We start from the raw sequence: 26,427 nt of genomic DNA on the forward strand, positions 1-26,427 counted from the left end.
CACCAATTTTCCGCAGACAATCAATGCCCGCGCACCATCGGTTTTACATCCGTTCTACCGTTTCAATACCCAAAGTATCCAAACCTTGCTTCAGCGTCTTGGCGGTTAGCATCGCCAGTTTCAGGCGGCTTTGACGGCTTTCTTCGCTATCGGCGTTCAGAATCTGGCAGTGCTCGTAGAAGCTAGAGAACAAACCGGCCACATCGTACAGATAGGCACACATAACGTGCGGAGTGCCTTCGCGGGCGACGTTAGTAATGGTTTCTTCGAATTGAAGCAAACGGGTTGCCAGTGCGGCTTCGCGGTCTTCGGTGATGACTAACGGCAGCGTCAGGCTGCTCGCGTCTACCACACCAGCGCGTTTAAACACTGAAACTACGCGGGTATAAGCATATTGCATGTAAGGCGCGGTATTGCCGTCCAATGCCAGCATATTATCCCAGTCGAAGACGTAATCGGTAGTCCGGCTTTTCGACAGGTCGGCGTATTTCACCGCGCCGATACCGACCGCATTTACCACTTCGGCCAGTTCATCCGCAGGCATATCCGGGTTTTTCTCCGCGATCAGCTTACCTGCGCGTTCGATAGCTTCGTCCAACAGTTCAGACAGCTTAACGGTGCCGCCAGAGCGGGTTTTGAATGGTTTGCCATCTTTGCCCAGCATCATGCCGAACATATGGTGTTCTAACGGCACGGATTCTGGAACATAACCGGCTTTACGCACGATGGTCCAGGCTTGCATTAAATGCTGATGCTGCCGGGAATCGATGTAATACAGCACCCGGTCGGCACCCAGCGTTTCGTAACGATATTTGGCACAGGCGATATCTGTGGTGGTGTAAAGGTAGCCGCCATCCTTTTTCTGGATAATGACGCCCATAGGCTCGCCTTCTTTATTTTTGTATTCATCGAGGAATACAACGGTAGCGCCTTCGCTCTCAACCGCCAGACCTTTCGCTTTTAGATCGGCCACAATGCCCGGCAGCATTGAGTTGTACAGACTTTCACCCATGACGTCGTCTTTGGTCAGAGTGACATTCAGACGATCGTAGGAAATCTGGTTTTGCGTCATGGTGATATCCACCAATTTACGCCACATGGCGCGGCAATATTCATCCCCGCCCTGCAGTTTTACGACGTAAGCGCGAGCGCGAGCCGCAAATTCTTCGTCTTCATCGTAATTTTTCTTCGCTTCGCGATAGAAAGCTTCCAGATCTGACAGACCCATATCGCTGGCGTTCTCATTCTGCATTTTTTCCAGATAGGCGATCAGCATCCCGAATTGGGTGCCCCAATCTCCGACGTGGTTAGCGCGAATGACATTGTGACCCAAAAATTCAAGCGTTCGCGCGGCGGCGTCACCGATAATGGTGGAGCGTAGGTGACCCACATGCATTTCTTTCGCTACGTTTGGCGCAGAATAGTCGATAACCACGGTCTGAGGCTCAACCGGAGCAATCCCCAGTTTTGGCGCAGTCAGGGCAAACTCGACTTTCTCGGCAACCCATTGGCGGTCGAGGAAGATGTTGATAAAACCGGGGCCGGCGATCTCGACTTTGCTGGCGATACCCTCAAGATCCAGCAGCTCAACCACTTTTTCAGCCAGTTGTCGGGGTTGCATACCGAGTTTTTTGGCAACGGCCATCACGCCATTTGCTTGATAATCGCCAAATTGGGCCTTTGCGGACTGGCGAACTTGCGCTTCGCTGTCGACGGGGGCACCTGCTGCAATCAGCGCCTGGCTGACTTTATCTGAAAGAAGAGCCTGAATATTCACCGGGTTACCTTAATTACGGACATGAGGCGCAAAAATGCGCCCTGTTAATATCAACGGGTCTGGCGTCACGCACGCGGTTTCTCTACGCGGGAGGGCCAACCACAAAACTGCTGGGTTTATATCATATTTGCCCGCCGACGTCAGCAGGGGGAAAGCCTTCCGCTTGTGCTATCTCAGCGCTATGTTCCTAACGAACAAAAACAGTGCTTTTATCGGTTATTTCAACAGCAATAGCGGAGATTCATCGACAAAACTCTGTTGTTCGCCGCTGAAAACGGTAAATTATGGCCGATTCGCTTTCCCCCCCGATGAACGGAGAGAAAACCTTATGCAAGCCTTGGCACACATTACCGAATTACAGGATTTGGTACAGGATTTACCCCGTTTTGAACAACAGCTGACGGATTTTGCGCAACGGCTCAATTTGGACCTCAGCCAGTTCACCGCCGACCACATTTCTCTACGCTGTCACCAGGCCGCTACAGCCGATCGCTGGCGCAGCGGTTTGCTTCAGTGCGGTAGCCTGATGTCAGAAAATCTTATCAATGGCCGCCCTATCTGCCTGTTTGATTTAGCGCTGCCGTTGTCCGTTGGGCCTTGGGGAATTGATTGCGTAGAATTGCCTTATCCGGGAAATAAGCGTTATCCCCATGAAGGCTGGGAGCATATTGAACTGGTATTGGCCGGCACCCCGGAAACGCTGTACTCGCGGGCGTTGAGCCTGCTACCGGCAGAGTCTGACCTACCGGAAGGCGTGACCTTCAAATTCAGTTCGCCAAAAGGGGAAGCCGAACGTTTGGCTAACCCCACGCTGGTGGTAAGCAACGGCGCGATTACCATTAAGTTCCATCCCTATACATTAAGGCAAATTATTGACAGTGAGCACAATAGTTAACGTGTTTAGGTTATTTATCTCGCTCAGGATTATCACTTATGGTTATCACTGTGACTGACCTCTAGTCATTATTTTGAATTGAATGCCATAGTAAGGCTTTCGGCAGTCTTGATGAGATGACCTTTGGGCTTGAGTGATAAGTTCTGCATCCAATCTATCAGACGGCGGAATGATTGATTTACGGGTGGTGAAATGAGCTGTAGCAGATGTGTTTGTCAAAAGGGGAGAGATAATGACTAAGTTAGAAATTTGTTGCTATAGCGTCGATTGCGCGCAGACCGCTGAGCGCGCTGGAGCCGATAGAATTGAGTTGTGCTCAGGTCAGTCTGAAGGCGGCCTGACGCCAAGTTTGGGCGCGCTGATGCAAGCGCGTGCCACGGTAACCATTCCGGTCCACCCGATAGTCCGGCCGCGCGGTGGTGATTTCTGCTATAGCGAGAGTGATTTTGCGATCATGAAAAATGATATCGCACAAATTCGGGATATGGGGTTTGCCGGAGTTGTCGTCGGCGTACTGGATGAAGAAGGGCACATTGATTTGCCGCGAATGCGTGAAATCATGGAGATCAGCGGCCCGCTGGCGGTCACTTTCCATCGGGCATTTGATATGTGTCTGAATCCGATGGTGGCGTTGGAACAGTTAACGCAGTTGGGCGTGGCGCGGATTTTGACCTCCGGCCAACAGCAAAATGCCGAGTTGGGGTTAACCTTACTGCGCGATCTGGTGAACGCGACCCAGGGGCCGATTATTATGGCCGGTGCCGGTGTGCGCTTGTCAAATATGCAGAAATTCTTAGAAATTGGCGTCACGGAATTACACAGTTCCGCAGGCCGCACACGTCCTTCCACCATGCGTTACCGTAAAGCCGGTGTCACTATGTGTGCAGATAACGATGTGGATGAATTTGCTCGCTATTGCGTGGATGAAGAAGTGGTGGAGGCGATGAAAAGCCTGTTATGTATTACCGAACCGCTGCCACGTTCCGCCTGATAGTCCTAAATAAAAAAGCCCCGACGCGTGATGTTCGGGGCTTTTTTTATGCCGGAAGAGAGCCGATTGTGATTAAGGCTTACGGGCAATCAGTACCGCTCGCATCGGTGCCGGATAGCCTTCAACGGTCTTGCTGCTGTCGTTGGGATCGAGGAATTCAGCCAGTGACTCGCTAGTCATCCAATCGGTACGACGCTGCTCGTCGGTGGTTGTGAGCGCCACGTCGGCGATTCTCACATCGACAAAACCGCATTTTTCCAGCCAGCCTTTCAGCGCCAGCGCTGACGGGATGAAATACACGTTGCGCATTTGCGCGTAACGATCGCCCGGCACCAGAACCTGCTGGCTATCGCCTTCGACTACGATGGTTTCCAGCACCAATTCGCCGTCGCTGACTAACTGATTTTTCAACTGATATAAGTGATCTAACGGTGAACGACGGTGGTACAGCACGCCCATAGAGAAAACGGTGTCAAAGGCCGCCAGCTCCGGCAATTGCTCAATGCCTAGCGGCAGCAGATGGGCGCGCTGATCGCCACCCAGCAGTTTTCGTACCGCTTCGAACTGACATAAAAACAGCTGCATTGGGTCAATGCCTACGGCCAAATGCGCGCCTTCGCCGATCATGCGCCACATGTGATAGCCGCTGCCGCAGCCGACATCAAGAATCGTTCGACCTGCCAGCGGGCTGATATGGGGCAGAACGCGATCCCATTTCCAGTCTGATCGCCATTCGGTATCGATATCCAGCCCGTATAATGAAAACGGGCCTTTGCGCCACGGCATCAGCGCGCGCAGCATTTTTTCCATGCCCTCGCGCTGACCGGCTGACAGCGGCGGGGTGATGTCCGCGCGCACGCCGTCTTTCAAATTCAGTTCGGTAGGTGTCAACAGCGGCAGATGCTCAACGGCGTTAAACCAGGTTTTGAACTTACCGTGCAGGGATTCACGCTGCCAGCAGCTTAGCTGCGCCGGCAGGGTTTCCAGCCACGGGCTAAGTGGCCCTTTGGCAATCAGTCGGTAAAAATCACCGAATTCAATCATTGGGCTTCTCCTGCTTTCAGAGCAATCAACGAACCAAAATTAAAGCACTGGAACCATACTTCGGCGTGTTCAAAACCGGCGCGGCGTAAACGCGCTTTATGGGTTTCCACCGAATCGGTCAGCATAACGTTTTCCAACATGCTGCGTTTTTGGCTGATTTCCAGCTCGCTGTAGCCGTTCGCCCGTTTAAAATCGTGGTGCATGTTAAACAGCAGATCGCCGACGTTGGCATCTTCAAAACTGAATTTTTCCGATAACACCAGTGCACCACCGGGACGCAGCCCCGCGTACACCTGATTCAGCAAGCGCTGGCGATTGGCTGGCTCCAGGAATTGCAGAGTGAAATTCAGCACGACCATTGAGGCGTTTTCCAGTTTCACATCCAGAATATCCGCCTCGACCACTTCCACCGGGGTATCGGCGCGGAAAGCGTCTAAATGGCGACGGCAGCGTTCAACCATGGCAGGGGAATTGTCCACGGCAATGATTTTACAGCCGGGAACCTGAATATTACGACGCATGGCCAAGGTTGCCGCGCCCAAAGAACAGCCCAGATCGTAAACCTGACTATCAGGTTGTACAAAGCGCTCAGTCAACATGCCAATCATCGAAATAATATTGGAATAACCGGGTACCGAACGCTGGATCATATCGGGGAAAACCTCCGCGACGCGTTCGTCGAAAGTCCAATCACCCAATTTGGCAATGGGCGCAGAAAACAGGCTATCCCGCGGCGGTTGCGTGGATTCTGTGTGCGGCTGGCTTGCCGGCATAGCATCAGTTGCTGGTTTGGTATCGCGATTTGGCATGACGGTCATTGAGATTGCTGGAAAATGAAGGCGCGTATTCTAACAGAAACGACCGGTTTTTGCTAAAACCGGTTAAACCTGAGTGACAGGAAAATTTGTCCTTGATAATTTAAAGGGATTGGTCGCTTACTCCTGGTTATTCCGTGGCTATAGCGGCCTGAGTCGCTGCTATATGGGTTCGGTTATCGTTGAATATATAACCGGTGGATTTAACAGCAACCAGTGATGTCTGGTGTTATTATCCGTTGCGGGAATAATTCAGGGATGGATGATGAGAAAGATTATCTTTTTAATCGGCTTAGTGGTGGTGGTTTTGAGCAGCTATGTACTGCGCTATATGCCGCTTTACCTGGTATTCATGCTTTTTATTTGCTTGATAATTTATGGCGCAGGCATCTACCTTAACCCCAGATTAACGACCTCAAACTGGCACCTTGGGCAGAAATGTCAGATCAATGGTGCGACGGCGGTCTCTTTGAGCGTCTTATTTTTAATCTTAGTGACGTGTAGTTCAACCATCGGCTGGGCTTATTATATGTCGACCAAGCCTTGGTATCAGGAAGATAGCAACGGCTATCAGACGCATACGCTGTCCGCCACTAGCCGGAAAATTGCCCAGGTGCATAATGCGGTATTGAAGAAAGTCAAACATCCAGAACGAGCTGAATTCCTCGGAGATTATATCAGTCCCTCCGAGGGGTTAGGAGTGATTTGCGGCTACCTGAACTATCAGGATCCCGCAGGTGAAGACGATGATTATTATCGCTATGTTTCCAATGGCACACCATCCGGCACCTTTTTACAGCTGCAAACCGAAAGTTTTTCCGCGGTGTGGACCCAATTCTGTTTGGATAAAAACTGAAAATAGAATCGTGGTTGACCGCATGAAAGCGTGTCTGAACAGCGGGAGGGAAAGAGGCGGGGTAACACGGGAAGGGGAAAACCGGATAAGCTACGGTGAGAAAGCTGGAACATGAAGGCGGTGATAAACCGCCCGAACTAACTGTGGTTCCGATAAAAGAACGCATAAACAGTGAAACCGGGGATTAAGTTAAGCTAAAAATCTGTTCCCACGGTAAATAGTAGATATTAGCGATTATCATTAGTATCAATGAAACATAAGTTGCACTCATCCCTGAACGTCGCCAGCGAATTTCCCGGTGACGTAACCCGTAATAGTGTAATAAACGACCGACAATCAGCATTAATCCACACAGATGAATCATCCAGGTCTCTGCGCCGTTCATTTCCATCATAACCAGCAATACCACGGCGATCGGAATATATTCTACGGCATTGCCGTGTACCCGTATGGCCGTTTGCAACTCATAAAACCCACCGTCGCCATAGGCTACCCGGTACTGGTTTCTTAATCTCACCACATCAAATGAAAGCTTAATTAGTAATAGTGCGCCCAACACAACATAAAGCGAGCTAACCATTTTTAACTCCATAGCCCAACCATAACTGGCTGAATAATGATAACCGTCAACGTCGTCACTGTCGCTAGAAAAATCGAAAGTCTACTATCTATGATCGCTGTTGTTTATAGAGTAGAAATAAATACCTGCCACCATTCAGCCTTGCATTTTGTCGAAATGAGCGTCAGTTCTCATTTTTCACCGATTTCTGGCGTTTCTACTCTTTTAAATGTGCGACTTCTCGCCGCCCTTCATTTTGATGCAAATCATGACAAACTGCCGGGATTGGACAAGGGAATTTTCTGCTAAAACAATGTGTTTTGCTCTGGCCAATCCGGCGCGGGAGGTAAAGAAGGTATTAACGCCGCTAGCCGTTGCCAGATTTTTTGCGCTTGCTGCGGTGAATCGCCATTATCCGGCGTATGAATAAACAGATAAGGCTGGTGCTGATGCTCCCATACCGGCAGTTTTTGCAGCCAGGGGGCGAAAAGTTTCAGATTTTCATCCAGCCTATCGCCGCCGATAAACCGCACCAGAGGTTGATGACCGGTAACCACGGCATGTACCGGCAGTTTGGGTTTTTTACTTTGCGCGTCCCGCACCGCGGCGGTATTGGGTGCGGCGCTGTGGATCGGACGGCTATCGAGAATAACCCGGTTAACTTGCCGTTGGTGCAAACCTTGATTGAGCGCCAGTTCCTCCCCGCCTTTGGCAAAAAAAGCCGGATGCCGAACCTCCACACCATAGTTAAAGTCACGGGGTAATCGGTCGAGAAAGTGAAACAGCCGCGGCAATTCACGCGGCCCAAAGGCGGCGGGCAATTGCAGCCACAGTTGGCCGATACGCTGATTGAGCGGTTCCAACGTCTGATAAAAGGTTAATAATTCCTGCTCGCACTGACTGAGTGCCGCCTGATGGCTGATAGTGGCGGGGAATTTGAAGCAGAACCGAAAGCTTTCCGGTGTCATATCCCGCCAGCGCAGCACAATTTCCGGTTTCGGCAGCGCATAAAAAGTGGTGTTGCCTTCCACGCAGTTGAAATAGCGGCTGTAATCCGCCAGATCCTGCAAACCTAACCGGCTCCATGCCGAATGTTGCCATTGAGGTAATCCAATATACATAAGTCAGCCGCTGCGAAAGAAAGAAACAACGCGGCTCAGCTCACAAACGAAGCCGCTAAAAGGTACCCTTACCTTAACGTCAGGCGGTTAGCGCGGCAATAATTTCATTGCTGCTACGGACGCGAGAAATACGCGGGAAGATGTGGTGGAAGCTGGCCTGATGCTGCTCGGTGTCCGGAGCGCTACAGGCGTCTTCGGCGATCACCAGCTCGTAGCCGTGTTCCCAGGCGGAGCGGGCGGTAGATTCAACGCCGAGATTTGTCGCAATCCCGCCCAACACGATGGTTTTTATCCCGCGCCGGCGCAGTTGCAGATCCAGTTCAGTGCCGTAAAAAGCCCCCCATTGGCGTTTAGTCACCAGAATATCGCTATCGCGAACCTTCAACTGCGGCGGGAAATCCCACCAGTTGGCAGGTAAACGGCCAGCCGGGTTTGGGCGATCGACCGGCGGATGCAATACGTCGGCAAAATCTCCCGACCAGCCCACGCGCACCCAAAACACCGGAGCGCCTAATTGACGAAACTGTTCGGCTAGGTGTGCACCATGATTGACAACTTGTTCGGCACTGTACGGGCCGCCGGCGTAAGGGAGAATTCCCTGTTGCAGGTCGATCAGCACCAGTGCGCTGGTTTTTGCTTCAATTTTCATCATCTTTGGCCTCGAACAGACATGGGCTAAATGAGGTTTATGGCCTCTGGTGCCTCCGAGTTTATGCCAACAAATGTTGCCGAACAGTCTTATCACGGGGAGAATTTTGTTAAATGATGTGTTAAATCACCGCAGAGAGTGACTTTGTCGTCCCTGACCTGTGCGTTCGCTCTTATCTATGCCATGAATTTCCTTTATAATGACCCCCTTTTTTCAACACTCTTTAATCCAAAATACCTATGCCAATTTATGAATATGCGTGTAGCGCGTGCCAACATCGATTAGAGAAACTACAAAAATTTTCTGATGCGCCACTGACAGACTGTCCGGCGTGTGGGAAGCCTGCGTTATCGAAACAGATATCTGCTGCCGGTTTTCAGCTGAAAGGCACCGGTTGGTACGCCACTGATTTCAAACCGGGTGCCAAAAAACAGGGTTCACCAGAGTAAGGGTTCACCAGAATAATAGCCGCGCGAACAGTTCAGAACACTCGACGGGCGCGGCATCGGCTGAGTAAAAGGACATTGTATGCGTACTGAGTATTGCGGGCAGTTGAATCTGTCCCACGTGGGACAAAGCGTCACACTTTGTGGTTGGGTCAATCGTCGCCGTGACCTGGGTGGCCTGATTTTTATTGATATGCGTGACCGTGACGGCATCGTTCAGGTGTTCTTCGATCCTGACCATAAAGCGGCCTTTGAGCAGGCTTCTGAGCTGCGCAATGAGTTCTGCATTCAGATTACCGGTACTGTGCGTGCGCGTCCGGAAAGTCAGATCAATAAAGATATGTCTACCGGTGAAGTGGAAATCTTTGCCAACTCACTGAATATTATCAACCGTTCTGAGCCATTGCCGCTGGACTCCAACCAGATCAACAGCGAAGAACAGCGTTTGAAATATCGCTATTTGGATCTGCGTCGTCCAGAAATGGCCGACCGCCTGAAAACCCGCGCTAAAATCACCAGCTTTGTGCGCCGCTTTATGGACGATCACGGTTTCCTTGATATCGAAACCCCGATGCTGACCAAGGCGACGCCGGAAGGTGCGCGTGATTATCTGGTACCAAGCCGGGTACATAAAGGCAAATTTTACGCGTTGCCGCAGTCTCCTCAGCTGTTCAAACAGTTGCTGATGATGTCTGGCTTCGACCGTTACTATCAGATCGTAAAATGTTTCCGTGACGAAGATTTGCGCGCCGATCGCCAGCCAGAATTTACCCAGATCGATGTGGAAACTTCCTTTATGAGCGCCGATCAAGTGCGTGAAATCATGGAAAAAATGATTCGTCAGCTGTGGCAAACCACCAAAGGCGTTGATCTGGGTGATTTCCCGATCATGACTTTTGCGGAAGCCATGCGCCGCTTCGGTTCAGATAAACCGGATCTGCGTAACCCGTTGGAGCTGGTGGACGTTGCCGACTTAGTGAAAGACGTTGAATTCAAAGTGTTCTCCGGCCCGGCGAACGATGCGAAAGGCCGCGTTGCTGCTATTCGTGTACCTGGTGGCGCGCAACTGACTCGTAAACAGATCGACGAATACGGCCAGTTTGTCGGTATCTACGGCGCAAAAGGTCTGGCGTGGTTGAAAGTCAATGACCGTGCTGCCGGTATGGAAGGGGTGCAAAGCCCGATTGCCAAATTCCTTAGTCCGGAAGTGTTGGAGGCCATTCTGGCTCGCACTCAGGCTGAAAGCGGCGATATTCTGTTCTTCGGCGCAGACAGCTTCAAAATCGTCACCGATGCTATGGGCGCACTGCGTCTGAAGCTGGGCCGCGATCTGGAACTGACTAAGCTGGATAGCTGGGAGCCGCTGTGGGTGGTTGATTTCCCCATGTTTGAAGACGATAGCGAAGGCGGTCTGACGGCGATGCATCACCCGTTCACCGCGCCGAAGGACATGACGCCAGAAGCGCTGGCAGCGAACCCGACTTCTGCTATCGCTAACGCCTACGATATGGTGATTAACGGTTATGAAGTCGGCGGCGGTTCCGTGCGTATCCACCGCACCGAAATGCAGCAGCAGGTCTTTGGCATTCTGGGCATCAATGAACACGAACAGCGTGAGAAGTTCGGCTTCTTGCTGGATGCGTTGAAATTCGGTACTCCACCGCACGCCGGTTTGGCCTTTGGTCTGGATCGTCTGGTGATGCTGCTGACCGGTACTGATAACATCCGCGACGTGATTGCGTTCCCTAAAACTACCGCCGCGGCCTGTCTGATGACCGACGCGCCGAGTTTTGCCAACCCGGCCTCTTTGCAAGAGCTATCGATCAGCGTCGTAGCGAAGAAAACCGCAGCCGATACTCCGGCAGAAGAGAAAGAGTAATGAAATACAAACGCCCCGAGTCAATTTTGGCGCTGATCTATGCCCAATCTACGGGTCGGGTGCTGATGTTACAGCGGCGTGATGACCCTGAATTCTGGCAGTCGGTTACCGGCAGTCTGGAGGAGGGGGAATCCCCATTGTCTGCCGCGCAGCGTGAAGTAAAGGAAGAAGTGGGCATTGATATCACAGGTGAAAACCTGACGCTGCTCGACTGTCAGCGCTGCGTGGAGTTTGAACTCTTCGCGCATTTCCGTCCTCGCTATGCACCGGGTACTACGCATAATAAAGAACACTGGTTCTGTCTGGCGTTACCCGAAGAGCGTGATGTCAAACTTACCGAACATCATGCGTACCAGTGGCTTAACTCGCCGGAAGCGGCAGCATTGACTAAGTCCTGGAGTAATAAGCAAGCGATTGAAGAGTTTGTTATTTATTAGGTCTAATTAGGCTATTTTCGGAGATTCTTATGGCAGGTCATAGTAAGTGGGCCAACACTAAACACCGCAAAGCGGCGCAGGATGCCAAACGCGGTAAGATTTTCACCAAAATTATCCGTGAACTGGTTACGGCTGCCAAATTAGGCGGTGGCGATCCGGCTGCTAACCCACGTTTACGTGCGGCTATCGATAAGGCATTGTCCAATAACATGACGCGCGACACCCTAAACCGGGCTATCGCACGCGGCGTGGGCGGTGACGAAGATAACAACATGGAAACCATCATTTATGAAGGTTATGGTCCGGGCGGCACCGCGGTAATGGTTGAATGCCTAAGTGACAACCGTAACCGTACCGTATCTGAAGTTCGCCACGCCTTTACCAAAACCGGTGGCAACCTGGGCACTGATGGTTCCGTTTCTTACCTGTTCACCAAAAAAGGCGTGATTTCTTACGCCCCAGGTCTGGATGAAGATACCGTGATGGACGCGGCGCTGGAAGCCGGTGCCGATGATGTGACCGTGTATGACGATGGTGCTATTGACGTGTTCACTGCGTGGGAATCTCTGGGTCAGGTAAAAGACGCGCTGGATGCGGCTGGTCTGGTGGCTGAATCGGCGGAAGTGTCGCTGATCCCATCAACTAAAGCCGATTTGGATGCAGAGACTGCGCCAAAACTGCTGCGTTTGATCGATATGCTGGAAGATTCTGACGACGTGCAAGAGGTTTACCATAACGGTGAGATCTCCGACGAAGTCGCTGCTACGCTGTAATGAGCGGCAATCAGCGTGATTTCATGTAAGTCATCGCGGCAACAGCGTTAAAGCAGTAAAGTCGCCGTGCTCATTATTGGGCACGGCCTATTTTTAGGTGGGTGTGGTTCCCAACGATAACGGACAAGGTGAAAACTGGTATGGCGATCGTATTAGGTATCGATCCCGGTTCTCGTGTCACCGGTTATGGCGTTATCCGCCAGGAAGGGCGCCAACTGACCTACCTGGGCAGTGGTTGTATCCGAACCGTGGTGGACGATTTACCGACCCGGTTGAAATTGATTTACGCCGGTGTGACTGAAATCATTACTCAGTTTCACCCGGACTTTTTTGCTATTGAACAGGTGTTTATGGCAAAAAACGCTGATTCGGCGTTGAAGCTAGGGCAGGCAAGAGGCGCGGCCATCGTCGCGGCGGTCAATCTGGATCTGCCGGTGTCTGAGTACGCGGCAAGACAGGTGAAACAAACGGTTGTTGGCACCGGCGCGGCAGAGAAAAGCCAGGTACAACATATGGTGCGTTCATTACTGAAGTTACCGGCTAATCCGCAGGCCGATGCCGCCGATGCCTTGGCGATTGCGATTACCCACTGCCATCTCAGCCAGAATACGGTGCGATTGGGTAATAACCAATTGGTCATGGCACGTGGCCGTTTGCGTTAATTTTGTGCAACGGCGCGCAAAGACCCGATAAAGCCGGGTTAATCGCTGAAGGCTGGATATCCATCCAGCCTTTTTTATGTTATAAACAGCTATAAAATATATTCATCGATAAACCTGCCGGGCAAGGAGACAGTCAAGGTGATAGGGCGCATCAGAGGTATCATTCTGGAAAAGCAGCCGCCGCTGGTGCTGCTAGAGACCAACGGCGTTGGCTATGAAATCCAACTGCCAATGACCTGTTTTTATGAACTGCCGGAGATCGGGCAGGAAGCCATTATCTTTACTCAGTTTATCGTGCGGGAAGACGCGCAGTTACTCTATGGTTTCAATGATAAACAGGAACGTGCGTTATTCCGTGAACTGATTAAGGTCAACGGCGTTGGGCCAAAGCTGGCGCTGGCGATTCTGTCCGGTATGTCGGCGCAGCAGTTTGTCGGTGCCGTTGAACGTGAAGATATCACTACGTTGGTAAAACTGCCGGGCGTAGGAAAGAAAACCGCCGAGCGTTTAGTGGTGGAAATGAAAGACCGCTTCAAAGGCTTGAACGGCGATCTGTTTAATAACACCGGTGAGATCCCGTTGCCTACCACCTCGGCGCAGGTTTCTGCGGCAGACACGGAGGCAGAGGCCGTTTCAGCGCTGGTGGCGTTGGGATACAAACCCCAGGAAGCCAGCCGTTTGGTCAGCAAAATTGCCAAGCCCGGCGCAGACTGTGAAACACTAATTCGTGACGCGTTGCGCGCAGCCTTATAGTAGTGACAGCAAGAGGTAGAGGATGATTGAAGCAGACCGCCTGATTTCGGCTGGCGTTATCAGTGAAGAAGAGATCATTGACCGAGCGATTCGCCCCAAGCTATTAAGCGAATATGTCGGGCAACCCCATGTCCGCGAGCAGATGGAAATCTTTATTCAGGCGGCGAAACAGCGCGGTGATGCGCTGGATCATTTGCTGATATTTGGCCCTCCGGGTCTGGGTAAAACTACGCTGGCTAATATTGTGGCTAACGAGATGGGCGTGAATCTGCGTACCACTTCCGGCCCGGTACTGGAAAAAGCTGGCGATCTGGCGGCGATGCTGACCAACCTTGAGCCTCATGACGTACTGTTTATTGATGAAATTCATCGCCTATCTCCGGTAGTCGAAGAGATTCTTTACCCGGCGATGGAAGATTATCAGTTGGACATAATGATCGGTGAGGGGCCAGCGGCGCGTTCTATCAAGCTGGATTTGCCGCCCTTTACTTTGATTGGTGCCACGACGCGTGCCGGATCTCTGACTTCACCGTTGCGGGATCGCTTTGGGATTGTGCAGCGGCTGGAGTTTTATCAGGTTGCGGATCTGGAGCATATTGTCAGCCGTAGCGCCCAATGCCTGGGATTGGAATTAACGCCGGAAGGTGCTCATCAGCTGGCGCGTCGATCACGGGGCACGCCGCGGATTACCAATCGCCTGCTACGACGGGTTCGGGACTTCGCCGAAGTGAAAGCCGACGGTGCCATTAATGGTGATGTGGCGATGAAAGCCTTGGATATGCTGAATGTGGATGCGGAAGGCTTTGATTACATGGACCGTAAGCTATTGCTGGCAGTGATTGATAAGTTTATGGGTGGCCCGGTAGGGTTAGATAATCTGGCGGCGGCTATCGGGGAGGAGCGTGAAACCATTGAAGACGTGCTGGAACCCTATCTGATTCAGCAAGGTTTTATCCAACGCACTCCGCGTGGGCGTATTGCCACGCATCATGCCTACAAGCATTTTGGTATCGATCGAGAAGAGTAATGTTGTAAGCGGCGGAGTCTGCCTGAATGAGACAACTCCGCCGAATGACTGTGCCTGAATTAGGTTTTAAACCGTGGCTTTCTCGGCTACTGGCGTATTCACCATTCGGTTCAACCATGGAATCATCAGCCCCATCACGACTGCAATCCCCAGCGTAGTCAAACCGATCTTACCGAACACATCGGTATAGATAGGCAAGGTTTCCAATGGGTCGGTAATGCCTTCCGGCGTCGCGGTGAAGGTCGCAACGTAGCCCCCAATCAGGAAGGATGCTGCCTGTGTCAGGAACCACATCCCCAGAATAAAGCCCATCAAATACTGAGGCACTAACGCTGCTACCATCGCCAGACCCAAGGCGCTAATCATTAATTCCCCGAGACTCTGGAATAGATAAACCAGAACGATAAACCAAGGTGATGTCAGGCCCTGGGCATCGGCAAACCACATACCGGCTGCCGCAGCGGTCAAAAATCCCAGCGAGCATAAGAACATGCCCAAAGTGAATTTGGCTGGCATAGTCAAATCTCGTCCTTTACTACCAAAACGAGTGTAGAGGCTGGCGAGAATAGGGCTGGCAACGACCACCCAAAACGGATTGAGTGCCTGGAAGCTGACTGGATTAATGGCAAAACCCAGTATTTCGTGATGAACGTTATTAATTGCGAAGAAATTTAGCGAGGTTGGCATCTGCGCGTACAGCACGTAGAAAACAATAGCTTCCAACATCAAAATGAAGGCAACAAACATCTTATTGCGCCCCAATGTATCCTGCTTGAATGCTTCTTTGAAGAAAATAAAAACCACCACTAATGACAGCACGATTAACACCAGATTGGCGATCATGACGTGATTCATCAGCCAGGCACAAACAAATACCATAATGACCGTACCGGCCAGCACCAGAAACAGGTTTTTCCAGTTTAGCGGCTGGGCGTCCGGCTCGGATCCTATATGGCGAACCATATGACGGCAGCAGAAATAAACCAGCAGAGCAAAGATCAGACCGATACCGCACAGATAGTAAGTGACAGTGTAACCATAGCGTTCGGCGATAATTGGGGCTAACGACAGAGAAAGCAACGAACCTACGTTAATTGACATATAAAACAGGGTAAAAGCACCGTCCAAGCGAGGATCTTTTGGCGGGTAGCACTTGGATAATAAGCTAGCTGGATTAGCTTTAAACAAACCATTCCCAACAGCAATAATCCCTAGGGCGATAAAAATCAGATTAGGCCGGTACAAGGATAAACCGGTAGCGAAATAACCAATGGCCAGCACCACTGCACCCAGCACCATGGTGCGCTTGGTTCCCAGTAAATGATCGCCGACGTAGCCACCGATGGAAATCAGGCCATAAACCAAAGCGGCAAAAGCCCCGAAAGTCACAAATGCCTGTTCTTGTGAGAAGCCCAGCTGTTTAACAAAGAAAACCGCGAGAATGCCCTGCACGCCGTAGTAGCCAAACCTTTCCCACAGTTCGACAAAGAAGATCATAAAGAAGGGTTTGGGCTGCTGTAATAAACCGGTTGGTGTGGGTTTATCCATGATGGTTTGCCTCTGAATAATAGTTATGAGTGGGTAGGGCGCGCACAAATCCGTCCCGGCGCGATAAAGAAAGCCGAATAGAATAGTGAAAATGTTTTCTCAAAAAGCAACGACGGCAGAGTATTACACTGGGTGAATATTATGTTTGTGGCTGATCACACTAATTAAAACTTACTGAGTGGTTTTTGTATCCGACATGTTTATTTCGTACAGAATGTTATCAAATTCAAAAAAATATAACTGAAATAACAACGGCGTAAGCGGTTGCGCCCATAAGGCTATTTGGGAGGGAAAGGTGAATATCAGCAAAATGCGGGATAAATAAGCAGGCGAAATAAGAAACAGGAAGTATAAAGCAGGAGGTAAGAGGAAAAGTATAAGAGGTCAGAAGTCCAAATCAACGCACGGAGGGAGCTGCGAACTTGCTCCCTCCGCAGAGCTTTATCCTCTGGGTTTTTGCGACAGGCTTAGCACAAACATCATTGCGGCGCAGAGCACCACGGATGGGCCAGCTGGCGTATCGTACAGCGCAGAGAAGGTCAGGCCGCCGGTTACAGCGAGAATGCCAATCACCACGGCGACCCCGGCCATTTGCTCCGGCGTTCGGGCAAAACGACGGGCGGCGGCGGCGGGAATGATGAGCAATGACGTGATGATCAGTGCGCCAACAAATTTCATTGATAAACCAATGGTCAACGCGGTAATTAGCATCAACAGCATTTTGACCCGCTGTAGGTTAACCCCGTCAACGTGTGCCAGCTCCGGGCTAATGGTCATCGATAACAGCGGCCGCCACTGCCAGCGTAGCACCAGCAATACCACGGCGACGCCGATGGCAATCATCCAGATATCATTCAGGGTAACTGAAAGCAGGTCGCCAAACAGATAGGCCATCAGGTCGACCCGCACATTTGACATTAGGCTGACGACGACTAGACCGAGCGACAATGCGCTGTGCGCCATGATGCCCAGTAAGGTATCGACGGCCAACTGCGGGCGACGTTCGAGCCACACGAGAACCAGAGCCAATATCAGCGTCATGGCGATCACCGCGTAAAACGGGTTCACATTCAGCAGCAGGCCAAATGCCACGCCGAGCAGCGAGGCGTGAGCCAAAGTATCGCCGAAATAAGACATTCGACGCCAGACCACAAACGACCCCAGCGGGCCAGCGGCGCAGGCCAGCAGGACACCCGCTAACCAGCCGGGTAAGAGTAATTCGATCATGCGTCACGGCTCCCTGGGTTTTTTAGAATAATTTTGCCATGCAAATCGTGACGATGATTATGGTGATGACGGTAAACGGCCAGTTTTTCGGCACCGCGGTTGCCAAACATGGCGATGAATTCTGGATGGGTAGAAACCACTTCTGGCGCTCCGGAACAGCAAATATGTTGATTAAGGCATAATACTTCGTCGGTTTTCGCCATAACCAGATGCAGATCGTGGGACACCATCAGTACGCCGCAGCCCAATTCGGTACGCAGTTGTTCAATCAGATCGTACAGTGCCAGCTGCCCGTTGACATCGACACCTTGTGTCGGTTCATCAAGCACCAGCAACTGCGGCTTATTCAACAAGGCTCTGGCTAGCAGTACCCGCTGATTTTCCCCTCCGGACAGTTTCTGCATGGGCTGTTCTAATAAATGGGCAGCATGGACGCGTTTCAGCGCCGGTAAAATATCCGCTTGCTTCACGCCGGGCTTAAGGCGCATAAAACGGCTCACCGTCAGCGGTAGAGTGGCGTCCAGATGTAATTTTTGTGGCACATAGCCAATACGTAATCCAGGCTCCCGAACCACGGAACCGCCGGTAGGGGCGATCAATCCCAGCACCACACGAACCAGCGTCGATTTTCCCGCGCCGTTTGGCCCAAGCAAAGTGAGGATTCTTCCCGGCTGTAATGAGAGGGAAATATCAGCGAGTACCCGCCGATTCCCGAAGGTAACGGATATTTTGTTCAGACTTACCAATGTGGACATGATGATTACGTTTGCAGAATTAAGTGAATGTTATAATATTACGCTTTTCCAGCGGAAAGGACGAGTTAACTTACCATGTTCAATAGAAATAACGTTATGTTACAAAAAAACCAATGGCTACGAAGAACCCTATTAGCCAGCGCCGTTTTGATGGCAGGTGTGGTACATAGCGCATCAGCAGCGGTAGTCACCTCCATCCGTCCGTTGGGATTTATTGCGGCTTCTATCGCTGACGGCGTGCTGCCAACGGAGGTTTTACTGCCCGACGGCGCTTCGCCACACGATTATGCCCTTCGTCTGTCCGATGTCCAGCGTTTACGTCAGGCTGAGCTGGTAATTTGGGTGGGACCGGAAATGGAGGCCTTTCTGATAAAGCCATTGACGCAAGTCCCTGCCAGCAAACAGATTGCTGTTTCTCAATTGACTCAGGTTGCAGCGCTTTTAATGAAAGGCGACGAGCATGATGAACATGAAGGTGAGCATGACACGCATCATGATGATCATGCAGCGAATAATGATGAACCTGGACATCACCACGGTAAGTACAACATGCATGTTTGGCTTTCGCCAGAGATCGCTAAGTTGACGGCAATTGCTATTCACGACCGATTATTGGAACTTATGCCACAAAATCGGGACAAACTAGATGCAAACCTGCGCCGATTCGAGGATCAACTAGCGCAAAGTGACAAAAAAATTGCTAATATGCTGAAGCCTGTGCAGGGTAAGGGATATTTTGTTTTTCATGATGCCTATGGCTACTTTGAAAAACACTTTGGCTTGGCCCCATTGGGTCACTTTACAGTCAACCCCGAAATACAGCCCGGCGCACAGCGTTTACTTCAAATTCGAACACAGTTGGTTGAGCAAAAGGCGGTATGCGTTTTTGCTGAGCCACAATTCAGGCCGGCCGTCATTAATGCCGTTGCCAAGGGAACTCAGGTGCGTTCAGGCACGCTGGATCCATTGGGTAGCGGCATCGCATTGGGCAAAGACAGCTACACAGAGTTTCTGTCTCAGTTGTCTGACCAATACGAGAGCTGCCTGAAGTAAGACTTATAAGGATACTCATAAGTGCAGCAGATAGTCCGAACTATCGCTCTGGCGTATAACAACTTACCGCGGCCCCATCGAGTGATGTTGGGGTCGTTGACCGTAATGACCTTGGCCGTTGCCGTTTGGCGGCCATTTGTTTATCACCCAGAACACGATCCCATCGCGAAGAGCGTTATTCTTGATACCAGCCAGGCGAACATTTTGGCTCCCGAAGCCAGTGAGCCGCTAGACCAACCGAGTCCGGACGATGAGATTCCTCAGGACGAGCTGGACGCTAAAGATGTTAATGAAAGTGGCGTTCATGAATATGTGGTTTCCACCGGCGATACCCTTGGCAATATTCTGACTCAGTACGGCATCGAGATGTCCGATGTGGCGTTACTGGCTTCGCAAAACCGCGACCTGCGTAATCTGAAGATCGGGCAGCAAATTTCCTGGACGGTGAACGATTCCGGCGATTTACAACGCCTGACCTGGGAAGTGTCTCGCCGTGAGACGCGTACTTACGATCGCGTTGGCAATACCTTTAAAGAAACTAAAGAGTTGCAAAAAGGTGAGTGGCGTAACAGCGTAATGACCGGTCGTCTGGACGGCAGTTTCGTTAACAGCGCCAAGAAAGCCGGATTGAACAACTCGGAAATTCGCGCTGTGACTAAAGCCTTACAGTGGCAGTTAGATTTCAGTAAATTGCGTAAAGGCGATCAGTTCGCCGTGCTGATGTCGCGGGAAGTGCTCGACGGGCGCAGTGAGCAAAGCCAATTGGTCGGCGTGCGTATGCGCTCCGGCGGCAAAGATTACTATGCTATTCGCGCCGAAGACGGCAAGTTCTATGATCGTCAGGGTTCCGGTCTGGCCCGTGGCTTTATGCGTTTTCCAACCATGAAGCAGTTCCGCGTGTCTTCCAACTTTAATCCACGTCGTATTAACCCGGTTACCGGGCGTGTTGCGCCGCACAAAGGCGTCGATTTTGCTATGCCGGTCGGTACTCCGGTACTGGCGGTGGGCGATGGCGAAGTAGTGATTGCGAAACGCAGCGGCGCGGCGGGCAACTATGTGGCCATTCGTCACGGTCGCCAGTACACCACGCGTTATATGCATTTGAAAAAGCTGCTGGTTAAACCGGGTCAGAAAGTAAAACGGGGCGATCGTATCGCACTGTCTGGAAATACCGGTCGTTCCACCGGGCCGCATTTGCACTATGAATTCTGGATCAACCAGCAGGCGGTTAACCCGTTGACGGCTAAACTGCCTCGTTCCGAAGGATTGAGCGGTAAAGAACGCAGCGATTATCTGGCTATTGCGAAAGAAGTGATCCCGCAGTTGCAGCTCGACTAACCGGTAATTCCACTCAGGAATTCTTGAGCGGAATAAATAAAATCTAATGTGGTCGTTATGGTGATATTCATTGTAACGGCCACGTTGGTGATCAACAGGTCAGGTTTTTTAGCCTGATATCAGTTTTTACAGTCAGATGGACAATTGCATTCTCTATCTTCGCAATTATGATTAGCTGATTGGCCTATTCGAAGAGTTTCCTGATGCAAAAAGAGAAGAACGACAGCGCGGGTTTTATTCCGGTATTCCAAAAATCATTCCTTCATCCGCGTTTTTGGGGCGTATGGCTGGGCATTGGCGTGATGGCAGCGCTGGCTTATTTACCGGCAAGAATTCGCGATCCTTTTTTAGCCAGTGTAGGCCGTTTGGCCGGTAAATTCGCCAAAGGCGCTCGTCGGCGCGCGCGGATAAACCTTCTCTATTGTTTGCCGGATATCAGTGAGACGGAACGTGAGCAAATTATCGATGAGATGTTTGCCACTGCGCCGCAGCCGATGATGCTGATGGCCGAACTGTGTTTCCGCGATCCTAAGCACGTGTTGTCCCGTGTTCATTGGCATGGTGAATCTGTTTTAGATGAACTCCAGCAGCAAGGGCGCAACGTTATTCTGCTGGTGCCCCACGCGTGGTCTATCGATATTCCCGCCATGTTATTGGCCGGGCAGGGGAAACCGGTCGCCGGAATGTTCCATCATCAGCGCAACCCGCTGGTAGATTATCTGTGGAACAGCGCTCGCCTGCGTTTCGGTGGCCGCATTCATGCGCGCGAAAGCGGCATTAAGCCTTTTATCAGCTCGGTGCGTCAGGGGTATTGGGGCTATTATCTGCCGGATGAAGATTACGGCGCAGAGCAGAGCGAGTTCGTTGACTTCTTCTCGACCTATAAGGCCACGCTGCCTGCGGTAGGGCGTTTGATGAAAGTGTGCCGTGCGGCCATTGTGCCGATGTTCCCTGTTTATAATTACCGTGAACATCGTTTGGATATTTATATTCGTCCACCAATGGATGATTTAGCGGATGCGGATGACGCTTATATTGCTCGTCGCATGAACGAAGAAGTAGAGGCTTTGGTTAGCCCTAACTTAGAGCAGTACACTTGGATTTTGAAACTGCTGAAAACCCGTAAAAAAGGTGAAATCGAGCCTTACGTACGCAAAGATCTGTAATCCGGCGTGAGCGGGCCGCGCGTTCAGTAGTGAAAAGTGAAATAAAATGCAGATAAAGAAAAAGCCAGTCAACTTAACGCGGACTGGCTTTTTTATTGGCGCAGAATAATTATTCCACGCGAATAATACGGCTGGTGTTAGTCGTACCTATGGTACCCATCACATCGCCCTGAGTGACGATAACCAGATCGCCAGAAACCAGGAAGCCTTTATCGCGCAGGCAGTTAACCGCTTCATTGGCAGCCACTACGCCATCGGTGTGGTTGGCGCAATAAACCGGCGTGACGCCGCGATAGATCGCGGTCAGGTTCAGCGTATGTTCATGACGAGACATGGCAAAGATCGGTAAACCCGAGCTGATACGCGACATCATCAAGGCAGTACGGCCAGATTCGGTCATGGCAATGATCGCCGTAATACCTTTAAGGTGGTTAGCCGCGTACATCGTGGACATCGCGATGGCTTCTTCGACGTTATCGAATTGCACATCTAAACGGTGCTTGGAAACGTTAATGCTTGGGATTTTCTCTGCACCCAAACAGACTCGCGCCATCGCGGCTACGGTTTCAGCCGGATACTGACCCGCCGCCGTTTCTGCTGACAGCATCACCGCATCGGTCCCATCCAACACGGCGTTCGCTACGTCCATAACTTCGGCGCGGGTTGGCATTGGGTTGGTGATCATCGATTCCATCATCTGCGTGGCGGTAATGACCGCACGATTCAACTGACGGGCACGACGGATCAGTTTTTTCTGGATACCGACCAGCTCTGGATCGCCAATTTCTACGCCCAAATCGCCACGGGCGACCATAACCACGTCAGAGGCGAGGATGATGTCATCCATGGCTTCGTCAGTGGCTACGGCTTCGGCACGTTCGACTTTGGAGACAATTTTCGCGTTACAGCCAGCATCCCGCGCCAAACGGCGGGCATAATGCAAGTCTTCGCCAGTACGCGGGAAGGAGACGGCCAGATAATCGACGCCAATTTTTGCGGCAGTCACGATATCAGCTTTGTCTTTCTCGGTCAGCGCTTCAGCGGATAAACCACCGCCCAGTTTGTTGATGCCTTTATTGTTGGAAAGAGGGCCGCCGACGGTGACTTCGGTGAACACTTTCATGCCCTGAACTTCCAGCACTTTGAGCTGAACGCGGCCGTCGTCGAGCAACAGAATATCGCCCGGCACCACGTCCGCAGGTAAGCCTTTGTAATCGATACCAACTTTATCTTTGTCGCCTTCGCCTTTACCCAGGTTGGCGTCTAACAGGAACTTATCGCCAATATTCAGGAAGACTTTGCCTTCCTTGAAGGTGGATACACGGATTTTTGGCCCTTGCAAATCGCCAAGAATTGCCACGTGACGCCCCAAACGCGCGGCGATTTCGCGCACTTTATTAGCGCGTAACATGTGGTCTTCAGCGGTGCCATGGGAAAAATTCAGGCGGACTACGTTTGCACCCGCAGCAATAACCTTTTCCAGGTTATTATCGCGGTCGGTAGCCGGCCCCAGTGTGGTAACAATCTTGGTCCTTCTGAGCCGTCTGGACATGCATTACTCCGTTGACTGGTGAAGCATTGGTGTTGTTAAAACTGCGGATAATTAACCCTAGGGCAAAATGTCACTGAGTGACGAGTTTTACTCTGAAATTGTGTCATCCAAATTAACCGCATGCGAATGTAGAAACGATAGCTGTGTAATAGGTTATCGGCGCAAAACTGAAATAAATCAGCTCTAAGCGATATTTTTAGCGTCGGGCGTTTATTCAATCAGGCCCTGTAAAGACGCGCCCTTATCAAAGCGCGATTCTTTCAACGCTTCTTTGACCCGCTTCAAGTTATCCCTGAATTTATCGCCGCGGCGTAAAGTAAATCCGGTTGCCAGTACATCAATCAGTGTCAGTTGAGCAATTCGTGACACCATCGGCATATAAACATCGGTATCTTCCGGAACGTCCAGCAGCAATGACAGCGTTGCTTCGTGTGCCAGCGGCGTGTCTCGCGAGGTAATGGCAATAACGGTCGCATCGTTCTCGCGTGCCAGACGGGCCATTTCTACCAGATTCTTGGTGCGGCCAGTGTGGGAAATCAGCACCACAACGTCACCTTCCCCGGAGTTCATACAACTCATGCGTTGCATAACGATATCATCGAAATAAATAACCGGGATATTGAAGCGGAAAAATTTATTCATTGCATCATGGGCGACGGCGGCGGATGCGCCCAGGCCAAAGAAGGAAATTTTCTTGGCCTGAGTCAGTAAGTCCACCGCCCGATTTATCGCTGCAATATCCAGATTGGTTTTCACCATATCCAGACTGGCCATCGTCGATTCGAAAATCTTGCCTGTATATGCAGCAACACTATCATTTTCTTCGACGTTACGGTTCACATAAGGTGTGCCATTTGCCAGACTTTGGGCTAAATGCAGTTTAAAATCAGGGAAGCCTTTGGTATCCAGACGGCGACAGAAACGATTAACCGTTGGTTCGCTAACGTTGGCCATTTTCGCCAGCGTGGCGATACTAGAGTGAATGGCAGTTTGTGGGGAGGCAAGGATCACCTCGGCGACTTTCCTTTCAGATTTGCTCAGGAGGTCCAGATTATTTTGGATCTTTTCCAGCGTATTCATATAACGAGAGTCACCCATGGGTTTTGTCGATTTCATTCAAAGGAGAAATCTATGCCGGTTTAATGGAAATATACTACGAGCCGGGACCCGTTGGCAGAGGCATTGATGAGGAAGCAGCCCTTTTTCATCAGAATATGACCTGTGTCTAATTTTCAGAATGGTAAAAGACGATCAAAAAAGTCATAAAATTACATTTTTATCTTACGCCGCCTTATTTGACGGGGCTTAGCGCCTGATAGGATGTTTTATAACCGTTTTTATTGCCTTTTTATCCGGGTTTACTGGCTATAGTCAAAGAGAGTACATTATAGATGTAAGAAAATTACAAATATCCTGCAACGAGGAGAAATACATGGCGGTAACTAATACAGCCCAGGCATGCGACCTGGTTATTTTCGGCGCTAAAGGTGACCTGGCACGCCGAAAGCTGCTGCCTTCCCTTTACCAGCTAGAGAAAGCGGGTCATATCCATCCTGATACACGCATTATCGGTGTGGGTCGGGCTGACTGGGATAAAGACGCGTATATCGGCGTGGTGAAGGAAGCCCTCGACACCTTTATGAAAGAAAAGCTGGATGACGAACTTTGGCAGAAGCTCAGCAGCCGGCTGGATTTCTGTAATCTGGATGTCAACGACAGCAAGCACTTTGCTAAATTGGGCAAAATGCTCGATCAAAAAAACCGCACTACCATTAACTACTTTGCCATGCCGCCTAGTACTTTCGGTGCCATCTGCAAAGGTTTGGGCGAAGCCAAGCTGAATAACGAACCGGCGCGCGTAGTGATGGAAAAACCGTTAGGAACCGATTTGGCTTCCTCACGGGTGATCAACGATCAGGTTGCTGAATACTTTAACGAGTGTCAGGTTTACCGTATCGACCACTATTTAGGTAAAGAAACGGTTCTGAACCTGTTGGCGCTGCGTTTTGCCAACTCACTGTTTGCTTCCAACTGGGATAACCGCACTATCGATCACGTGCAGATTACCGTTGCGGAAGAAGTGGGTATCGAGGGCCGTTGGGGCTACTTCGATCAGGCTGGCCAGATGCGAGATATGATTCAAAACCATTTGCTGCAAATCCTGACCATGATCGCCATGTCGCCACCGGCAGATTTGACCACCGACCGTATTCGCGATGAAAAAGTGAAAGTGCTGCGTTCACTGCGCCGTATCGATCAGACCAACGTGCGTGAAACCACGGTTCGCGGTCAGTACACCGCCGGTTTCGTTCAGGGTCATAAAGTACCGGGCTATCTGGAAGAGGAAGGGGCGAATAAGAGTAGTAATACCGAAACCTTTGTGTCTATCCGCGTGGATATTGATGACTGGCGTTGGGCCGGCGTGCCGTTCTACCTGCGTACCGGGAAACGTTTGCCGACCAAATGTTCGGAAGTGGTGGTGTACTTTAAAAACCCTGCGCTGAATCTGTTCCGCGAGTCTTACCAACAGTTGCCGCAGAACAAGCTGACCATTCGTTTACAGCCGGACGAAGGCATTGAGATTCAGGTGCTGAATAAAGTGCCGGGTCTGGATCATAAGCACCGCTTGCAAACGACTAAGCTGGACTTGAGTTTCTCCGAGACTTTCAACGAAGAGCATATCGCTGATGCCTATGAACGTTTGTTGCTGGAAACCATGCGCGGCATTCAGGCCCTGTTTGTGCGTCGTGATGAAGTGGAAGAAGCTTGGAAATGGGTTGACTCCATCATGGAAGCCTGGGCGGCGGATAATGAAGCGCCGAAGCCTTACCAATCCGGTACCTGGGGACCTGTAGCCTCAGTTGCCATGATCACTCGCGATGGTCGTTCATGGAACGAATTCGAGTAATCGTTTAACAGCATAACCATCAGTAACCTCACTACCCCGGTGCCGCAGACACAGCCGGCCGCTGACCGGCGGGGTAGTGCATCCATCAGGGAATGCCTGGATGAACTCACGGACGGAGCACCTGCGCGATTATAAGAGCCATTCAAAGGCTTAGTTCTGATTTTGTTTCATGGCAGGCAGTATAGAAGAGGCGGGT

Annotated in this window: 26 protein-coding genes; 15 read left to right on the forward strand and 11 right to left on the reverse strand. The window is 51.0% G+C overall.

The genetic code is table 11. From position 1 onward, the window contains the following. Positions 1-43 precede the first annotated feature (43 nt). Complete coding sequence (argS, locus tag ACQ4OC_RS02600; protein ID WP_064513452.1) at positions 44-1,777, reverse strand: arginine--tRNA ligase; 1,734 nt, start codon at positions 1,775-1,777, stop codon at positions 44-46. 328 nt (positions 1,778-2,105) lie between these two features. On the opposite strand from argS, the gene ACQ4OC_RS02605 reads away from it, so the two are divergent. Both ACQ4OC_RS02605 and cutC read left to right on the forward strand, forming a co-directional pair. Beyond that, positions 2,106-2,672: a VOC family protein gene (locus ACQ4OC_RS02605; protein ID WP_430970910.1), complete on the forward strand. Its 567-nt coding sequence runs from the start codon at positions 2,106-2,108 to the stop codon at positions 2,670-2,672. A gap of 232 nt (positions 2,673-2,904) precedes the next feature. After that, the gene (gene cutC / locus ACQ4OC_RS02610) at positions 2,905-3,663 is read left to right on the forward strand and encodes a copper homeostasis protein CutC (protein ID WP_064513456.1); all 759 of its coding nucleotides are present in this window, start codon (positions 2,905-2,907) and stop codon (positions 3,661-3,663) included. A gap of 72 nt (positions 3,664-3,735) precedes the next feature. Here the strand turns inward: cutC and cmoB are convergent, their stop codons facing one another. Together cmoB and cmoA are read right to left on the reverse strand one after the other, a co-directional pair. Then, the gene (gene cmoB, locus ACQ4OC_RS02615) at positions 3,736-4,707 is read right to left on the reverse strand and encodes a tRNA 5-methoxyuridine(34)/uridine 5-oxyacetic acid(34) synthase CmoB (protein WP_064513458.1); all 972 of its coding nucleotides are present in this window, start codon (positions 4,705-4,707) and stop codon (positions 3,736-3,738) included. Next, the gene (gene cmoA, locus ACQ4OC_RS02620; protein ID WP_235601029.1) at positions 4,704-5,480 is read right to left on the reverse strand and encodes a carboxy-S-adenosyl-L-methionine synthase CmoA; all 777 of its coding nucleotides are present in this window, start codon (positions 5,478-5,480) and stop codon (positions 4,704-4,706) included. Before cmoA ends, cmoB begins: the two co-directional genes overlap by 4 nt. Positions 5,481-5,741: 261 nt before the next feature. Here cmoA and ACQ4OC_RS02625 point away from each other — a divergent pair, with 261 nt between their 5' ends. Together ACQ4OC_RS02625 and ACQ4OC_RS02630 are read left to right on the forward strand one after the other, a co-directional pair. After that, positions 5,742-5,921, forward strand: a complete 180-nt coding sequence (locus ACQ4OC_RS02625; protein WP_162975207.1) for a hypothetical protein — start codon at positions 5,742-5,744, stop codon at positions 5,919-5,921. Positions 5,922-6,051: 130 nt separating this feature from the next. Further along, the gene (locus ACQ4OC_RS02630; RefSeq protein WP_145933953.1) at positions 6,052-6,378 is read left to right on the forward strand and encodes a hypothetical protein; all 327 of its coding nucleotides are present in this window, start codon (positions 6,052-6,054) and stop codon (positions 6,376-6,378) included. A gap of 184 nt (positions 6,379-6,562) precedes the next feature. Here ACQ4OC_RS02630 and ACQ4OC_RS02635 read toward each other — a convergent pair whose 3' ends face one another. The 3 genes from ACQ4OC_RS02635 to ACQ4OC_RS02645 form a co-directional block, all read right to left on the reverse strand. Next, positions 6,563-6,958, reverse strand: coding sequence for an MAPEG family protein (locus ACQ4OC_RS02635; protein ID WP_049597676.1), 396 nt, complete (start codon positions 6,956-6,958; stop codon positions 6,563-6,565). 284 nt (positions 6,959-7,242) lie between these two features. Continuing rightward, positions 7,243-8,058: a DUF72 domain-containing protein gene (locus ACQ4OC_RS02640; protein ID WP_064513462.1), complete on the reverse strand. Its 816-nt coding sequence runs from the start codon at positions 8,056-8,058 to the stop codon at positions 7,243-7,245. 79 nt (positions 8,059-8,137) lie between these two features. Next, the gene (locus ACQ4OC_RS02645; RefSeq protein ID WP_162975209.1) at positions 8,138-8,707 is read right to left on the reverse strand and encodes a hydrolase; all 570 of its coding nucleotides are present in this window, start codon (positions 8,705-8,707) and stop codon (positions 8,138-8,140) included. Between the two features lie 239 nt (positions 8,708-8,946). On the opposite strand from ACQ4OC_RS02645, the gene ACQ4OC_RS02650 reads away from it, so the two are divergent. From ACQ4OC_RS02650 to ruvB, 7 genes are all read left to right on the forward strand, one after another. Continuing rightward, positions 8,947-9,156: an FmdB family zinc ribbon protein gene (locus ACQ4OC_RS02650; protein ID WP_049597679.1), complete on the forward strand. Its 210-nt coding sequence runs from the start codon at positions 8,947-8,949 to the stop codon at positions 9,154-9,156. Between the two features lie 79 nt (positions 9,157-9,235). Further along, positions 9,236-11,032 (forward strand): aspartate--tRNA ligase, encoded by a 1,797-nt coding sequence (gene aspS / locus ACQ4OC_RS02655; protein WP_064513466.1) that lies wholly within the window; start codon positions 9,236-9,238, stop codon positions 11,030-11,032. Beyond that, positions 11,032-11,469 (forward strand): dihydroneopterin triphosphate diphosphatase, encoded by a 438-nt coding sequence (gene nudB / locus ACQ4OC_RS02660; protein ID WP_064513468.1) that lies wholly within the window; start codon positions 11,032-11,034, stop codon positions 11,467-11,469. The genes aspS and nudB overlap by 1 nt, the downstream gene beginning before the upstream one ends. A 29-nt stretch (positions 11,470-11,498) precedes the next feature. Further along, a complete protein-coding gene (locus tag ACQ4OC_RS02665; protein WP_004719779.1) occupies positions 11,499-12,242 on the forward strand; it encodes a YebC/PmpR family DNA-binding transcriptional regulator in 744 nt (247 codons plus the stop codon). Positions 12,243-12,382: 140 nt separating this feature from the next. Then, entirely contained in the window at positions 12,383-12,904 is a 522-nt protein-coding gene (gene ruvC, locus ACQ4OC_RS02670; RefSeq protein WP_049597683.1) for a crossover junction endodeoxyribonuclease RuvC, read from the forward strand. Positions 12,905-13,042: 138 nt separating this feature from the next. After that, positions 13,043-13,657 (forward strand): Holliday junction branch migration protein RuvA, encoded by a 615-nt coding sequence (gene ruvA / locus ACQ4OC_RS02675; protein ID WP_064513470.1) that lies wholly within the window; start codon positions 13,043-13,045, stop codon positions 13,655-13,657. 22 nt (positions 13,658-13,679) lie between these two features. Continuing rightward, positions 13,680-14,684: a Holliday junction branch migration DNA helicase RuvB gene (gene ruvB, locus ACQ4OC_RS02680; RefSeq protein ID WP_064513472.1), complete on the forward strand. Its 1,005-nt coding sequence runs from the start codon at positions 13,680-13,682 to the stop codon at positions 14,682-14,684. Positions 14,685-14,750: 66 nt separating this feature from the next. Here ruvB and dtpB read toward each other — a convergent pair whose 3' ends face one another. The 3 genes from dtpB to znuC form a co-directional block, all read right to left on the reverse strand. Then, positions 14,751-16,232 carry a dipeptide/tripeptide permease DtpB gene (dtpB, locus tag ACQ4OC_RS02685; RefSeq protein ID WP_120806655.1) on the reverse strand — a complete coding sequence of 494 codons (1,482 nt, stop codon included), beginning with the start codon at positions 16,230-16,232 and terminating at the stop codon, positions 14,751-14,753. Between the two features lie 441 nt (positions 16,233-16,673). Further along, entirely contained in the window at positions 16,674-17,459 is a 786-nt protein-coding gene (gene znuB / locus ACQ4OC_RS02690) for a zinc ABC transporter permease subunit ZnuB (protein WP_064513475.1), read from the reverse strand. Continuing rightward, complete coding sequence (znuC, locus tag ACQ4OC_RS02695; RefSeq protein WP_064513477.1) at positions 17,456-18,214, reverse strand: zinc ABC transporter ATP-binding protein ZnuC; 759 nt, start codon at positions 18,212-18,214, stop codon at positions 17,456-17,458. Before znuC ends, znuB begins: the two co-directional genes overlap by 4 nt. A gap of 96 nt (positions 18,215-18,310) precedes the next feature. On the opposite strand from znuC, the gene znuA reads away from it, so the two are divergent. The 3 genes from znuA (at position 18,311) to lpxM (ending at position 21,771) form a co-directional block, all read left to right on the forward strand. Continuing rightward, entirely contained in the window at positions 18,311-19,267 is a 957-nt protein-coding gene (gene znuA, locus ACQ4OC_RS02700) for a zinc ABC transporter substrate-binding protein ZnuA (RefSeq protein ID WP_064513479.1), read from the forward strand. 21 nt (positions 19,268-19,288) lie between these two features. Beyond that, complete coding sequence (gene mepM / locus ACQ4OC_RS02705) at positions 19,289-20,605, forward strand: murein DD-endopeptidase MepM (protein WP_064513481.1); 1,317 nt, start codon at positions 19,289-19,291, stop codon at positions 20,603-20,605. A gap of 203 nt (positions 20,606-20,808) precedes the next feature. Continuing rightward, positions 20,809-21,771, forward strand: a complete 963-nt coding sequence (gene lpxM, locus ACQ4OC_RS02710) for a lauroyl-Kdo(2)-lipid IV(A) myristoyltransferase (RefSeq protein ID WP_430970911.1) — start codon at positions 20,809-20,811, stop codon at positions 21,769-21,771. A 109-nt stretch (positions 21,772-21,880) separates the two neighbouring features. Here lpxM and pyk read toward each other — a convergent pair whose 3' ends face one another. Together pyk and ACQ4OC_RS02720 are read right to left on the reverse strand one after the other, a co-directional pair. Further along, positions 21,881-23,323: a pyruvate kinase gene (pyk, locus tag ACQ4OC_RS02715; protein ID WP_049597692.1), complete on the reverse strand. Its 1,443-nt coding sequence runs from the start codon at positions 23,321-23,323 to the stop codon at positions 21,881-21,883. Between the two features lie 210 nt (positions 23,324-23,533). Continuing rightward, on the reverse strand, positions 23,534-24,439 hold the full coding sequence (locus tag ACQ4OC_RS02720; RefSeq protein ID WP_064513486.1) for a MurR/RpiR family transcriptional regulator: 906 nt from the start codon (positions 24,437-24,439) through the stop codon (positions 23,534-23,536). Positions 24,440-24,755: 316 nt separating this feature from the next. Between ACQ4OC_RS02720 and zwf the strand changes: the two genes are divergently transcribed. Next, positions 24,756-26,231 carry a glucose-6-phosphate dehydrogenase gene (zwf, locus tag ACQ4OC_RS02725; protein WP_064513489.1) on the forward strand — a complete coding sequence of 492 codons (1,476 nt, stop codon included), beginning with the start codon at positions 24,756-24,758 and terminating at the stop codon, positions 26,229-26,231. Positions 26,232-26,427 lie beyond the last annotated feature (196 nt).

Source organism: Yersinia sp. J1, assembly GCF_050586585.1.
Lineage (GTDB): Bacteria > Pseudomonadota > Gammaproteobacteria > Enterobacterales > Enterobacteriaceae > Yersinia > Yersinia entomophaga.

Bases quoted from the DNA above. Each gene is read 5' to 3' on its own strand.
- ACQ4OC_RS02605 (WP_430970910.1), top strand. From the start codon at position 2,106: ATGCAAGCCTTGGCACACATTACCGAATTACAGGATTTGGTACAGGAT.
- cutC (WP_064513456.1), top strand. From the start codon at position 2,905: ATGACTAAGTTAGAAATTTGTTGCTATAGCGTCGATTGCGCGCAGACC.
- cmoB (WP_064513458.1), bottom strand. From the start codon at position 4,707: ATGATTGAATTCGGTGATTTTTACCGACTGATTGCCAAAGGGCCACTT.
- cmoA (WP_235601029.1), bottom strand. From the start codon at position 5,480: ATGCCGGCAAGCCAGCCGCACACAGAATCCACGCAACCGCCGCGGGAT.
- ACQ4OC_RS02625 (WP_162975207.1), top strand. From the start codon at position 5,742: ATGTCTGGTGTTATTATCCGTTGCGGGAATAATTCAGGGATGGATGAT.
- ACQ4OC_RS02630 (WP_145933953.1), top strand. From the start codon at position 6,052: ATGTCGACCAAGCCTTGGTATCAGGAAGATAGCAACGGCTATCAGACG.
- ACQ4OC_RS02635 (WP_049597676.1), bottom strand. From the start codon at position 6,958: ATGGTTAGCTCGCTTTATGTTGTGTTGGGCGCACTATTACTAATTAAG.
- ACQ4OC_RS02640 (WP_064513462.1), bottom strand. From the start codon at position 8,058: ATGTATATTGGATTACCTCAATGGCAACATTCGGCATGGAGCCGGTTA.
- ACQ4OC_RS02645 (WP_162975209.1), bottom strand. From the start codon at position 8,707: ATGAAAATTGAAGCAAAAACCAGCGCACTGGTGCTGATCGACCTGCAA.
- ACQ4OC_RS02650 (WP_049597679.1), top strand. From the start codon at position 8,947: ATGCCAATTTATGAATATGCGTGTAGCGCGTGCCAACATCGATTAGAG.
- aspS (WP_064513466.1), top strand. From the start codon at position 9,236: ATGCGTACTGAGTATTGCGGGCAGTTGAATCTGTCCCACGTGGGACAA.
- nudB (WP_064513468.1), top strand. From the start codon at position 11,032: ATGAAATACAAACGCCCCGAGTCAATTTTGGCGCTGATCTATGCCCAA.
- ACQ4OC_RS02665 (WP_004719779.1), top strand. From the start codon at position 11,499: ATGGCAGGTCATAGTAAGTGGGCCAACACTAAACACCGCAAAGCGGCG.
- ruvC (WP_049597683.1), top strand. From the start codon at position 12,383: ATGGCGATCGTATTAGGTATCGATCCCGGTTCTCGTGTCACCGGTTAT.
- ruvB (WP_064513472.1), top strand. From the start codon at position 13,680: ATGATTGAAGCAGACCGCCTGATTTCGGCTGGCGTTATCAGTGAAGAA.
- dtpB (WP_120806655.1), bottom strand. From the start codon at position 16,232: ATGGATAAACCCACACCAACCGGTTTATTACAGCAGCCCAAACCCTTC.
- znuB (WP_064513475.1), bottom strand. From the start codon at position 17,459: ATGATCGAATTACTCTTACCCGGCTGGTTAGCGGGTGTCCTGCTGGCC.
- znuC (WP_064513477.1), bottom strand. From the start codon at position 18,214: ATGTCCACATTGGTAAGTCTGAACAAAATATCCGTTACCTTCGGGAAT.
- znuA (WP_064513479.1), top strand. From the start codon at position 18,311: ATGTTACAAAAAAACCAATGGCTACGAAGAACCCTATTAGCCAGCGCC.
- lpxM (WP_430970911.1), top strand. From the start codon at position 20,809: ATGCAAAAAGAGAAGAACGACAGCGCGGGTTTTATTCCGGTATTCCAA.
- pyk (WP_049597692.1), bottom strand. From the start codon at position 23,323: ATGTCCAGACGGCTCAGAAGGACCAAGATTGTTACCACACTGGGGCCG.
- ACQ4OC_RS02720 (WP_064513486.1), bottom strand. From the start codon at position 24,439: ATGAAATCGACAAAACCCATGGGTGACTCTCGTTATATGAATACGCTG.
- zwf (WP_064513489.1), top strand. From the start codon at position 24,756: ATGGCGGTAACTAATACAGCCCAGGCATGCGACCTGGTTATTTTCGGC.